The organism is Demetria terragena DSM 11295 (genome assembly GCF_000376825.1).
Classification (GTDB): Bacteria; Actinomycetota; Actinomycetes; order Actinomycetales; family Dermatophilaceae; genus Demetria; species Demetria terragena.
In genome coordinates this window covers 618,442-630,842 of the sequence record NZ_AQXW01000004.1, presented here as the reverse complement: position 1 = coordinate 630,842, position 12,401 = coordinate 618,442, and the positions used below count along the sequence as shown (strand labels likewise).

Annotated in this window: 12 protein-coding genes; 8 read left to right on the top strand and 4 right to left on the bottom strand. The window is 64.2% G+C overall.

Annotation, left to right across the window (positions count from 1 at the left end; genetic code table 11):
* The first annotated feature begins 38 nt into the window (after nt 1-38).
* Nucleotides 39-2,180 (top strand): S9 family peptidase, encoded by a 2,142-nt coding sequence (locus F562_RS0107140; protein ID WP_018156258.1) that lies wholly within the window; start codon nt 39-41, stop codon nt 2,178-2,180.
* Nucleotides 2,181-2,286: 106 nt separating this feature from the next.
* Nucleotides 2,287-3,471, top strand: coding sequence for a discoidin domain-containing protein (locus tag F562_RS0107135; RefSeq protein ID WP_018156257.1), 1,185 nt, complete (start codon nt 2,287-2,289; stop codon nt 3,469-3,471).
* Here the strand turns inward: F562_RS0107135 and F562_RS0107130 are convergent.
* Nucleotides 3,468-3,719, bottom strand: coding sequence for a DUF4031 domain-containing protein (locus F562_RS0107130; protein ID WP_018156256.1), 252 nt, complete (start codon nt 3,717-3,719; stop codon nt 3,468-3,470). The two genes, F562_RS0107135 and F562_RS0107130, sit on opposite strands and share 4 nt — an antisense overlap.
* Nucleotides 3,716-4,555 carry a TetR-type transcription factor C-terminal domain-containing protein gene (locus F562_RS0107125; protein WP_245553683.1) on the bottom strand — a complete coding sequence of 280 codons (840 nt, stop codon included), beginning with the start codon at nt 4,553-4,555 and terminating at the stop codon, nt 3,716-3,718. The genes F562_RS0107130 and F562_RS0107125 overlap by 4 nt, the downstream gene beginning before the upstream one ends.
* 166 nt (nt 4,556-4,721) lie before the next feature.
* On the opposite strand from F562_RS0107125, the gene F562_RS0107120 reads away from it, so the two are divergent.
* Genes F562_RS0107120 through F562_RS0107105 form a run of 4 tightly spaced genes read left to right on the top strand, consistent with a single transcriptional unit; the run spans nt 4,722 to nt 8,956 of the window.
* A complete protein-coding gene (locus tag F562_RS0107120; protein WP_018156254.1) occupies nt 4,722-5,744 on the top strand; it encodes a phosphotransferase family protein in 1,023 nt (340 codons plus the stop codon).
* A gap of 51 nt (nt 5,745-5,795) precedes the next feature.
* Complete coding sequence (locus tag F562_RS0107115) at nt 5,796-7,034, top strand: acyl-CoA dehydrogenase family protein (RefSeq protein WP_018156253.1); 1,239 nt, start codon at nt 5,796-5,798, stop codon at nt 7,032-7,034.
* 43 nt (nt 7,035-7,077) lie between these two features.
* Nucleotides 7,078-7,704 carry a lysoplasmalogenase family protein gene (locus tag F562_RS20090; protein ID WP_156822569.1) on the top strand — a complete coding sequence of 209 codons (627 nt, stop codon included), beginning with the start codon at nt 7,078-7,080 and terminating at the stop codon, nt 7,702-7,704.
* Nucleotides 7,705-7,723: 19 nt separating this feature from the next.
* Nucleotides 7,724-8,956 (top strand): chloride channel protein, encoded by a 1,233-nt coding sequence (locus F562_RS0107105; protein ID WP_018156251.1) that lies wholly within the window; start codon nt 7,724-7,726, stop codon nt 8,954-8,956.
* Between the two features lie 24 nt (nt 8,957-8,980).
* Here F562_RS0107105 and F562_RS0107100 read toward each other — a convergent pair whose 3' ends face one another.
* Entirely contained in the window at nt 8,981-9,394 is a 414-nt protein-coding gene (locus F562_RS0107100) for a universal stress protein (protein WP_018156250.1), read from the bottom strand.
* 3 nt (nt 9,395-9,397) lie between these two features.
* The gene (locus F562_RS0107095) at nt 9,398-10,918 is read right to left on the bottom strand and encodes an APC family permease (protein ID WP_018156249.1); all 1,521 of its coding nucleotides are present in this window, start codon (nt 10,916-10,918) and stop codon (nt 9,398-9,400) included.
* Between the two features lie 117 nt (nt 10,919-11,035).
* Here F562_RS0107095 and F562_RS21365 point away from each other — a divergent pair, with 117 nt between their 5' ends.
* Nucleotides 11,036-11,320, top strand: coding sequence for a flavin monoamine oxidase family protein (locus F562_RS21365; protein ID WP_156822568.1), 285 nt, complete (start codon nt 11,036-11,038; stop codon nt 11,318-11,320).
* A complete protein-coding gene (locus tag F562_RS18375) occupies nt 11,263-12,390 on the top strand; it encodes a flavin monoamine oxidase family protein (protein WP_018156247.1) in 1,128 nt (375 codons plus the stop codon). The genes F562_RS21365 and F562_RS18375 overlap by 58 nt, the downstream gene beginning before the upstream one ends.
* Nucleotides 12,391-12,401 lie beyond the last annotated feature (11 nt).

Here is a 12,401-nt window from a genome sequence, read left to right as displayed (position 1 = left end):
TGTCGAGCAGACGGGCATCAACGAATAGCGTTTAGGGCGTGACTTCCCGTGCTGATTCCACCCCGCCCGTTGCCCGTCGCGTACCCCACGAGCGAACCCACCATGGCGAGTCTGTTCCGGACGATTATCACTGGCTGACGGCCGCTGGTGGCGACAGTGTGCAGGACCCTGACGTGCTTGACCACTTGCGTGCGGAGAACGCGTACACCGCTGCGCGCACGGCTCATCTTGAGCCGCTAGCACAGACGCTCTTCGAGGAGACCAAGGCACGCATCCAGGAGACTGACGTCAGCCTTCCGGCGCGCAAGGGCGAGTGGTGGTATTTCAGTCGTACGACGGCTGGTGCGCAGTACGACGCGCACTGCCGGGTACGTGACACCGGGACCCGACCGGAGCCCAAGCCTGGCGCGGTGCTCGAGGGCGAGCAGGTGCTTCTTGATGGAAACCTCGAGGCTGGCGGCCGGGAGTTCTTCGAGCTCGGTGGCCTTGAGCCGAACCCGGCAGGGTCTCGGATCGCCTTCCTCTTCGACGAACGTGGCGATGAGCGCTATCACCTGGTGGTGCGGGATATCGCCTCCGGCGAGGTTTTCGATGACTCGGTGCATGGAGTGGGCTTCGGACTGGTGTGGAGCCGGGACGGCCAGCACATCTTCTACACCCGCCGCGATGAGGCATGGCGGGCCCACGAGGTCTGGCGGCACACGGTGGGCGCAGCGGCAGACACCGACGTACGAGTGCTTGCGGAACCCGACGAACTGTTCAATGTCGGCATCGATCAGTCAGCGGACGAACGCTGGTTGGAGATCTACACCGAATCTCGGACCACGACCGAAGTGCGGTTGCTCGACCTGGATGACCCGACAGGGCAGCCGTGGATTGTTGAGCCACGCACCATTGGGCTGGACTACGGCGTGGAGGTCGACGGTGACCGAATTCTCGTGGTGCACAACGCTGATCGCGTCGATTTCGACTTGGCCTGGGCGCCGTTAGAGAGCCCGGGACGAAGCAACTGGCAGCCGGTCGATCTGACCACTCAAGAGGGCGACCGACTCCTTGGCGTCAGCGCATTCTCGACCTTCGCCGCCGTCTCGATGAGGCATGCCGGCCTGGCCACCCTCCGGTTGCTTGCCCGGAATGCTGACGGTTACACGCTGGGTCCGCAGTTGGCGGTCGAGCCGGACGTCTACACCCTCGGCTTGGGCGCGAACCTGGAATACGAAGCCACTTCGTTGCGGGTGGTCCTCGAGTCCTATGTGCTCCCGAGGTCGACCTATGAGGTCGATGTCAGCACTGGGGAGATGACACTGCTGCACCGTCGTGACGTGCCGGGCTACCGTCCGGAGCAGTACCGCGAGGAACGGTTGTGGGTCGAGTCGCGCGATGGCGTACAGGTGCCGGTGTCGCTGGTGCGGCGTGCGGATATCGCACCAGATGGAACTCATCCAGGACTCATCTATGGATATGGCGCCTATGAGATTTCCATGGATCCCTATTTCTCGGCTGCGCGATTGTCGTTGCTGGACCGCGGTGTTGTTTTTGCCGTCGCACATATTCGCGGTGGTGGCGAACTGGGGAGGGGCTGGTACGACGATGGCAAGTTGTTGGCGAAGCCACACACCTTCCACGATTTCGTCGACTGCTCGCGAGCTCTCATCGACCAGGGTTGGGTCGGGCCGGATCGCCTTGCTGCTGAAGGCGGTTCAGCCGGTGGGCTCCTCATGGGTGCGGCGCTTAACGAGGCGCCAGAACTGTACCGAGTCGTGCACGCAGCCGTGCCCTTCGTAGATGCGCTCAACACGATCCTGCGGCCCGAGTTGCCGTTGACCGTCGCCGAGTGGGAGGAGTGGGGAAACCCGCTCGCCGATCCCGATGTCTATGCGTGCATGCGCGCCTACTCGCCGTATGAGAACGTCCGACCGGTGCCCTATCCCACCGTTTTGGCGACCACCAGCCTGCATGACACGCGCGTGTTCGTGGGCGAGCCGGCGAAGTGGGTCCAGGCGTTGCGCGACACCGTGACCAGTGATCCGCAGACGCGACCGGTTTTGCTCAAGGTGGAGATGGATGGCGGGCATGGTGGCGCGAGTGGCCGATACGACGCGTGGCGCCAGCACGCCTTCGAGAATGCCGTGATCCTGGATTCGATCAGCACGACGGATCGTGAACGCATCTCACAATAATGGGCAATGGTTTCGAACTGATGGTCCGAAAAATCGGACGCGGCGTATGATCCACATGAGGTGCTTCGCGGAATAGTATGTGAGCCGACTTGAAAGAAGGCTCGACATGATCATGCGAATCCTGAGTGTTTTCACGGCAATGCTCGTTTCCGCTGCGCTCTTTGTTCCATCCGTCGACGCCTCGGCAACGCCCGCGTCCTCGTTCACCGTTCTTGACAACAGTGACTATGTCGAGGGAGGCGTCGAGGGTGCACTCTATACGAGTTTTGTCCCTAACTTCGAGTGTCGCCCCTATTACGAGCGGGATGTCTTGCCGTCCAAGGCGGTATGGCAGGGCCTCGTTCGCAAGTACAGCACCCGTCCGGGGCCTCTCGTCCTGGACTGCGAAGGCTGGTTCTTCAACGGAACGGATGCTCAGGCGAACCTCGGCCGACTCAAGACCCTGCAAGCATGGGCGCGCGAGATCGAACCGACCAAAATAATCGGGTGGTACAACCTTGCGGCCCACACGACGCCCGAGAATCGACGCTATTACCACGAACTGATCGCCGCGGATCGTCGAACGGCTCTCTTTCCGGCGGCGTATACCGGATCGGCCTTGGTTGACTGGACGCCCCGGCTCAAGACCGCATGGACTACTGCGCGCGGAATCTCGACGACGCTACCGATCTATGTGTACCTCTGGCCCCAATACTCCAAGCGCACCACCGCGGGAACGTGGTTGGACTTTTTGCCCACGACGTTCTGGGAAGCGCAACTCGAAATGGCGCGGGGCATGGGTTTCGACGGTGCGGTGATGTGGGGCTCAGTCACCTGTGACACCACCTGTCGGAAGAAGGCGAAACCAGTCATCCGTTCGACGAAGGCGTTTATCGACTTTTTGCAGTCCAATCCGCCACGGTCGGCTGCCCTCGGCAGACCCACCACCGCCTCGCAGATTCATTCGGCCAACTATCCGGCCAAGTATGCGACGGATGGCGACCCGACAACCCGCTGGGTCAGTAAGGCTTCGGATCCACAATGGCTAAAGATCGATCTCGGTTCTCGTCAGAAAATCCATTCCGCGAGCTTGCTCTGGGGTTCTTCTGCGAAAAACTACACCGTGCAGGTATCTGACGACGCAACCAAATGGACAACCGTGTACTCCACCAGTACCGGTAACGGGGGAGTCGACTACCTGACCGGCCTGTCCGGGACCGGGCGATACGTGCGAGTTCACGGCACTCAGCGCGCGTCCGGCAACGGCTATTACACGCTTTTCGACGTCGGGATCTACGCGACCGCCGTCTAGCGTTTGCGCAGGCCGCTGCCGATGAGGCGGCGAATCAGTTCGCGCCCCTCGACCGGCTCGGCGCCGCAGGCGATGGCCTGGTCGTACAACTTGATCGGTACGTCGTAGTGATCCTGGTCGAACAGGTGGTCCGGTAGGCCGATCGCGCGGGCCGTTTCGTGGAGCTCCTCAAGCGAGGAGTCGCTCACCAGGTGGGACCACAGGGTGTCCCAGCCGGGCCAGATGGGGCGGTCGATGAGGACAGTCATGAGGGCGACTCCAGGTGGTGTCCGGCGAGGCGTAGCGCGAATCTGGCGTGTTGCCGGGCAACATCTTCGGGAGACATGTCACCCTCCGGTTTGAACCATCGTGGAATCGAGGTACACATCGTGGCGATGGCCCGCGCGGTGTCTAGCGCCTCACGACGGTCGAGTGTTGGAGCGGCTTGCAGGGTGGCCTCGTCGAGCAGGTGCTGTACCCGCCGCCGGACCAGCACCACCTCGCGATGGGCGATGGCGTCGAGGCTGCGCATCTCCGATGCTCCGATGACAGCGATGTCGCCTCGTCTGGCATGCCACAAGGCCAGGGATTCCACGACCGCTTCCAGCCGGCGCGCCTCGCCAGCGCCCTCATCGAAGGCTGACTCCACTCTCCACAGCAGGTCGGTGACTCCTCGGATCATCAACTCACGCAGCAGGTCGTGCTTGCTGGCGTAGTGGTGGTAGATCCCGGCAGGGCTGACCCCGGCGGTCAGGGCTATCGACCGCATGGTCGCGCCGTGATACCCGGTGCTGACGAAGGCCCGCGCTGCGCCGGAGAGCGCCGGGTCGAGGTCAAGGGGTGCGAAGTCGCGCCAGTGCTGCACGGGCACGGACCCCGATGCCTGCTGGATGCCAAGAAGGTCGGTGGCTGGGGTTTCCAATGCACTCGCCAAGGCGGTGAGGCGCTCAAGGGTGATCGAGGTCCGACCATGCTCGATCGCTGTAATCGTGGCTGGGCTCACGTGGACCATGGTGGCCAGTTGGCGCACGGTCAGGCCGTGACGCAGACGCGCGGTGCGTACACACGCCCCCGAACGCTCTCGCACGAGAGCTGCGGGCATCATCACGTGTTCAGTATGCCTGATCATCTTGGCAACGTCGTGCAAGAAGTTGTGAACGCGTATCGGGTCTGATTCGGTTGACGACACCGTGATTGACCGGTTGCCTTGCTCAGGTCACCCGAACGCACCGATCAGTCGTTCGGCACGCACGTGCAAAGGAGCCGGCTCCATGACCGACACCCCTGGACTTGAGGTGAGCGCCGTTGGTGCTCGGCTGGCCGAGGTCCTCGATGAGGCAGCCTGGCGCGATCTGTCCGCCGCGCTGATTACCGGCGGAAAGTCGAATCTGACCTATCGCCTGAGCAGCGCTGCCGGTTCGGTGGTGTTACGTCGGCCACCAACGGGGCACATCCTGCCGAAGGCACACGACATGGGCCGAGAGGCCACGGTGCAGCGCGGGCTTGCCCAGTCTGCCGTTCCTGTCGCGGCGATCCTGCACGAGGAGGTCGACGAGAGCATCACCGGAGCGCCGTTCTATGTGATGGCCGATGTCCAAGGCGAGGTTATTCGGGACGTCCTACCGACGGGGTACGCCGACCACGGTGGCCGTGAGGCGATGGCCACGGCCCTGGTTGATGTCCTCGCGGCGCTGCATACGGTTGATCTGGACGCGGCGGGACTGCGCGATTACGGCAGGCCCGAGGGATTCATGGCGCGGCAGGTGGCGCGCTGGACCAAGCAGTGGGAGCTGGCCAAGGAGAACGAGGAGCCCGCCGTTGACGAACTTGCGCGGCGGTTGGCCGCGGGCGTGCCACAGGCACAGTCGACCGCGATCGTGCACGGGGACTACCGGATCGACAACTGCATCTACGACTCTGCGGACCCAGGTCGCATCCGGGCCGTGCTGGACTGGGAACTGTCGACCCTGGGCGACCCGCTCGCTGACCTTGGCATGACGCTGCTCTACTGGGCCGAGTCTGGTGATCCAGTGACCGCGCTCGTGCCCTCGGTGACCGAGCAGCCGGGGTTCCCGACCCGGCGCGAGCTTGCCGAACGGTATGCCGCAGTCTCGGGTCTGGATCTCACGCACCTGGCGTTCTACGAGGCGTTCGCGCGACTCAAGTTTGCCGCGATCGCCCAGGGCGTCTCGATGCGGGCGAAAGCGGGCGCCATGGGGGGCCAGGATTTCTCCGACCACGAAGGTCTCGCGCCGGCGCTTGCCGAGCACGGACTGGCCATCTTGGATCGCTAATAACACCAACCGTACGGCGATTTGCATCGACGCGAATATCGAGGAGTAGCAGTGGATTTCGAGCCTAGTAAGCGGACGACCGAGTTGTGCGATCGCATGTGGGACTTCATGCGGGAGGAGGTCTTCGCGGCCGAGGTGGAATACGACAGCTTTCTTGCGGAGGGCGACCCGCATGCGCACCCACCGGTGCTGGAACGACTCAAGGCCTCGGCTCGGGAGCGGGGACTGTGGAACCTCTTTATGCCCGATGTGTCCGGTCTGACCAACCTCGAGTACGCCTCGTTCGCCGAGATCACCGGGTGGTCCCCGTCGTTGGCGCCGGAGGCGACTAACTGCGCCGCGCCCGACACCGGGAACATGGAAGTCCTGCACATGTTCGGCACGCCCGAACAACAGGAGAACTACCTCAAACCGTTGCTGGCTGGGGAGATTCGCTCCGGCTTCGCGATGACCGAGCCGCTGGTTGCGTCGTCGGACGCAACGAATATCGAGACCCGAATTGAGCGGGATGGCGACGAGTATGTCCTCAACGGCCGCAAATGGTTCATCAGCGGTGCGGCTGATACCCGCTGCAAGATTTTCATCGTCATGGGCAAGACCGATCCGAGTGCCGAGAGTCACCGGCAACAGTCGATGGTCTTGGTCGAACGCGACACCCCTGGGCTCACCATCGAGCGTCACTTGCCGGTGATCGGCTATCAGGATCAGCACGGGCATTCCGAGCTCGTCTTCGACAACGTGCGCGTCCCAGCCACGAACTTGGTGCGTGAGGAGGGCGACGGATTCATGATCGCTCAAGCGCGGCTGGGCCCGGGGCGGATTCACCACGCCATGCGCGCCATCGGTATGGCCGAACGCAGCCTTGGGCTGATGGTTGCTCGCGCCCAAGAGCGAGTTGCCTTTGGTGGCCCGCTCATTGACCAAGGTGTGGTGCAGGAGCAGATCGCCAACTCTCGGTTGGAGATTGATCAGGCTCGGTTGCTCGTGCAAAAGACTGCCTGGTTGATCGACACCCAGGGCGCCAAGGCAGCGCGTGCTGAGATCTCGGCAATCAAGGTCGCAGCGCCGGCAGCGTTGACGAGTGTGGTTGATCGGGCCATCGACATCTTCGGTGCCGCGGGCGTGACGGGAGACTTCCCGCTCGCCCGCTTTTCGGCCGTGGCTCGTACCCTCCGGATCGTCGACGGTCCGGACGCCGTCCACCGGCGTACCTTGGCGCGTACCGAAGTGCGCCGCGAACGCCCTTACGCAGAGAGTCCGCTCCCATTGGCCGCACGCGCTCAGCGCTGACGCCGTGCGAGGCGAGCGGATTGCCTATGCCGCGACTTCGCTCGTGACGACAGTGACGGGTGCGTGTGGGCCGCAGCGGGTGCACTCGGCGAGCAAGGCGGCCATGGTTCCTGCCCTCCAGGGGAGCGTGGTTCGGCATTGGAAGGAATTGGCCGCGCCGTCCCGCGGAGTGCTTCTCGGTGCCACCACGGCGGCGTTGGTGGGGGACCTGTTGCTCGTGGCGCCAGCGGCCGGCGACTCACCTGAGGATTCTCGGAGGAGGCTGCAGCGTGGCGCGATGGCGTTCGGCGTGCAGCAAGTCGGCTACCTGGCCTTGCTTCGGTTGGTGGGCGCACGCCCACGCTGGCGCTCATCGCTTCCCATCGCCGCTGTGCTCGCAGGACTCGCCTCATTGGACACGGCCAAGCAGTCAGCGCCGGACCCGATCGTGACGACGTACGGCGTGCTGCTCGGCGCAATGGCTGCTCACGCGGCGGAGTCCGCAGATCAGCGAATTCGGTTGGGCGGCATAGTGTTCTTGGCCTCGGACGCCATGATCTTGCTACGCGAACAGGTGCTGAAAGAGGGTTCGAACGCGGCGATTGCTGCTGGCCTTTTTGTCATGGCGACCTACGCCGTAGCGCAGCGGAGCCTGATCGATGGGTTCATCGAGCGATTGGCGCCCCGATAGGGCGGCTAGGGTCGCCCCTGTGGAACGCGAACCGGGATACGCACGTGTGCTCGCTGGGTCAGTCCTGGTGGGTGTTGTTGCCGGTCTGGGGACTCTGGTCTTCCTGCTGATCGAGCACGCCCTCCAACACCTGGTGTGGGGCGAGCGCGAGGAGCCGGGGGTGACCTGGGGTTCTGGTGAATGGGTCTACGTCCCGATTGCCCTGGTGGCATTTGCCGTTGCTGGCATCTTGCGCAAACTGTGGAAGCTCGATGGCCCAGACCCGAACTTTGTGGAGGAGATGGTGTCCGGGCATGCCCCGCTACGCGAATCTCTGCAACGCGGCGTCCTTGCGCTGGCATCACTGGTTGGCGGTGGGTCCGTGGGGCCAGAAGCACCGGTGGCTGGGCTGGGCGCGGGCGTGGGGCACGAGACTGCGCGACGGATGAAGTTGGATGACGAGCACTCCAAAGACCTGACTTTTGCAGGCGTATCAGGCGTGTTCGGTGCATTGGCGTCTTTCCCATTCGCCGCTCCGATCATCGCCATGGAGACGCACGCCGGAAAGCGCTTCGGGTCCTACGGCAGGTTGATCCCCGGCCTGGTGGCTGGCGTCGTTGCGCTCGGGGTGCTGTACCCGCTTATCGGCACCCCGTTGCTGAAGGTCTACGACGTGGGTGGTCAGGAGGGGCTTAAAGCCTGGTGGTTGCTGGTCGCTGCTGGGCTCGGCGTCGTGGCGGCACTGCTCGGCCTCGCACTCACCGCGGCGTATGGCGCCATCGCCGCGCTCGGCGCTCGCATCAAGGACCCGCGGGTGCGGGCCATCGCTGCTGGCGCCATCGTGGCTGCCATGGGGGTCGCGCTACCGCTAACCATGTTTAGCGGGCGCGAGGAACTTGCTCCGATCGTCGCGGGAGAGGCAGCCGTGGGGGTGGTCGCGGCCGCGATGCTCTTGAAGGTCCTGACGCTGACGGTGTCGATGCGATGGGGCGGATTTGGTGGAGCGATCTTCCCGTTGCTGTTCATCGGCGGGGCCTCGGGAGTGCTTGTGCATGAGGTGATTCCGAGTATCCCGATGGTGGTGGCGGTACCCGCGATGGCTGCCGCAGTCACGTCCATGATGACGCCGTTGCCGCTGATGATCGTTATCTTGGTGACGTTGCTCTTTGACCTGCGTATTGATGTCGCGGCCGTTCCGGCTACCGCGATCGTGACGGCGTTCATCGTGGTGCATGCCACGGGGCTCAAGCAAAAGGTGCTGGGCGAGGGTTAGCCAACGCCGCGCACTGGGCTTCGATTATTGGATGGGGACGCACAACACGGGGCGAGTGCTGAGCTGCAGCAACTTGTGCGGGGTCGAGCCCATCATGGCGCCGCGCAGCGGCGACTCACCGGAGATTCCGACGACGATGCACGTGGCGTTCTCGGCATCTCCGACGGCGATCAGCGCCTCGGCTGGCTTGGCGTCTACGATCTCGACGCGTGCGGTGATCCCGGCCTCTGCGGCGGTGGCCATGGCGTGATCTAGCGCCGTACGGCCCATCTCGCGCAACGCGGCTCGGTGCGCATTCCACTCTTCGCCGACGCCTCCGGGGGGAGCGGCGCCATAGACCAGGACGAGTTCCTCACCGAATCGGCGCGCGACCTCTAGCGCCGTACGCAGGGCGACTTGGGAGCCTTCGGACTCGTCATATCCCAGCACCACACTCATGGCTCAGCCTTCCAAATCGTCAGGGTCGGCGGCGGCGCGTCGAATGCCGTGCACGACGTCGGGGTCTGGCAGGCCGGCCTTCTCCTGCCAGAAGCGACCGTCTTTGGCCCGCCACCAGAACATCGTGAGGACACCCGCAAGGAGGACGCTGATTCCAATGACCAGTGGTGGACCAACGCCCAGCCAGGCCTGCCCGCTGTAGGAGTTCTCCGGGTTGGCCATGTCGCGGATGGATAGGGCCAATAGCCAGAGCAGGAGCAGGGCGCCGACGACGGGCCCGATCCCGATGAGCACCAGGTTTCGCACGCTCTCGGTCAGGTGGCGGCGGTGATACACCGCGCACGCGACGCCGGTGAGCGCGTAGTAGAACGCGATCAGCAGAGAGAGCGCGGTCAGCGAATCGAACAGGGCGTTTTCGCTGATCGCCGAAATCCCGAAGTACCAGACGATCGCGATGCCGGCGACCCACCAGGTCGAGACGTCGGGCGTACGGTGTGCCGGGCTGATATGCCCGAAGGTCTGGGGAAGGGCATGCCGCCGAGCCATCGATAGTGCCGTGCGCGAGGCCGGAATGATGGTGGTCTGGGTTGAGGCGACTGCAGAGGTCGCGACGGCGAAGTAGACCACCCAGTCCCAACTGCCCATCACCTCGGTCGACAGCAGAGCGAAGACCGCTTCCTCTTCTTCTGCGTTCTCACTCAGCCAGGCGGGGCCAGCAAAGGCGACAACCGCGATGCCAACCGAAATGTAAGTGGCCAGCAGGATCAGGGTCGACCAGACGCCGGCCCGGCCCGGGGCGCTGTCACCATCCTTGGTTTCTTCGGACAGGTTGACTGCGGATTCCCAACCCCAGTAAGCGAATACGCCAAGGAGTAGGCCACCGCTCAGGGCTGCCCCTCCGGAGCCAGAGGGGTTGAGCCAACTCACCGAAGGGTGCAGACCACCCTCCATCGCGTTGTCGCCGTAGACCCTGGCCAAGGCGACCCCAGCAAACACCAGGAGGGCCGTCACCTGAGCGACGATCAGGCCGTTCTGCAGCTTGGCCGAGACGTCGGTGCCGAGCACGCACAGCCAAGTCATCAACAGGATCAGCACGACCGCTAGGCCCATCCTGATCGGCGTGCTGTCGGCCATGGCGTCCAGGCCCACGGTGTAGAGGCCGTACCGCACCCCGACGTCGGCAAGTGAACCCACCACCAGCACACCGGTCATGGCGATGGACCAGCCACCGATCCAACCGGCCCAGGGACCCATCGCGCGGGTGACCCAGCTGAAGGTCGTGCCGCAGTCCTGGTCAACCCGATTGAGGTAGAAGAAGGCGGTGGCGATGAGCGCCATCGGTACGAAGCTCGCCAGCAGCACGCCCGGCGCATAGACGCCGACGAGTGCTGCGATCGGGCCGATGACCGCGGCGAGCGAATATGCCGGTGAGGTGGCGTTGAGGCCGATGACCAGCGCATCGACGAAGCCGATGGCGTCCTCTTTGAGGCGCGCCGGGGAGGATTCTGGGGGCGCGGTAGGCATGGGTCGCAGCCTCTCTGTGCTGGCCTGAAATTCAGGCGATGATGACGTTGTACTCCGTTGCAGGACAGCGCGTACGAACTTTGGCCTACTTTGGTCGGACGGGAAGTGGAGGTTGCCATGCGTGAAGCAGATGTCGTCATCGTTGGTGCTGGCTTGTCTGGATTAGTTGCGGCGCGCGAGTTGGTACGCGCGGGCTACGAGCCGGTCGTGCTTGAGGCCTCCGATCGTGTTGGTGGTCGCATTCTGAGCGAGGAGGTGCAGCCCGGCGTCTTCCTCGAGCTGGGTGCTCAATGGATCGGTGACACTCATGACCGGATGCGCGCGCTTGCGGGCGAGCTGTGGGGGTGCAGATTTACGACCAGTTCGAGGACGGGGAGACCAGCTACGAACTCGACGGGGTAATCCGTCGAGAGAGCGACTTCCATGATCGATATGCCAGCAACGTCGCGGCGGTCGAGCAGGTGCTGCGCACCTTGGACACGATGGCCGAGCAGGTCGACCCATCGGCACCGTGGGCGGCGCCCCGGGCTGCGGAGTGGGATCAGATCACCGTGCGCCAGTGGTACGACAGCCATGGTCTGGACCCAGTGGGCACGTCGCTGCTGGAGATCTGCACGATCGGCATCCTCGCGGTCCCGCTGGAGGAGGTCTCGCTGCTGGGGCTGCTAGCTAATGTCGTCACCTGCGGTGTGACCGCAGATCTTCTGTCCGAGTCTGAAGGCGGTGCGCAGACTCAACGATTTGTCGGTGGGACGGCGCGTATCCCAGGTCTGCTCGCCGCGGAGCTCGGGGATCGGGTCGTGCTGGAGGCGCCCGTACAAACCATTGAGCACACCGCGGACTCGGTGACGGTGACCTGTCGTGGGGGTGAGATCGCGCGTGGTCGACGAGTGATCGTGGCGCTTGCGCCGACGTTGGCCGGACGGATCATGTATGACCCACCGATGCCCGGCCTGCGCGATCAACTGACCCAACGCATGCCGCAGGCCTCAGCGATGAAGATGTTCGCGATCTATGACGAGCCGTTCTGGCGTGCCGACGGCCTCAACGGACAGCTCATCTCGACGCTGGGACCGGCGCGGATGTCCAACGACTCGGGCATGCCCGACGGGGACCAGGGGATCATTCTCGGTTTCCTGGAAGGCCCTAACGCGCGGGTCGAGGGCCGGTGGGAGATTGAGCGTCGGCACGAGGCATTCAGGACCGAACTCGCCCGCCATTTTGGACCGCGCGCGGCCAGACCGGAGCTCATCGTCGAAGGTGAATGGAGCGAACGTCAGTGGACCCGCGGCTGCTACAACGCCAATCCGGGCCCGGGCGGTTGGACCCACTTCGGCGTTGCGCTAGCCGAGCCTGTGGGCGCAATCCACTGGGCTGCAACAGAAACGGCGGACAGGTGGAGTGGCTATATGGAAGGCGCGCTGGATGCGGGGGAGCGCGCGGCGCGAGCGGTGGTTGAATCACTCGGTTGAGCGATGCGCGG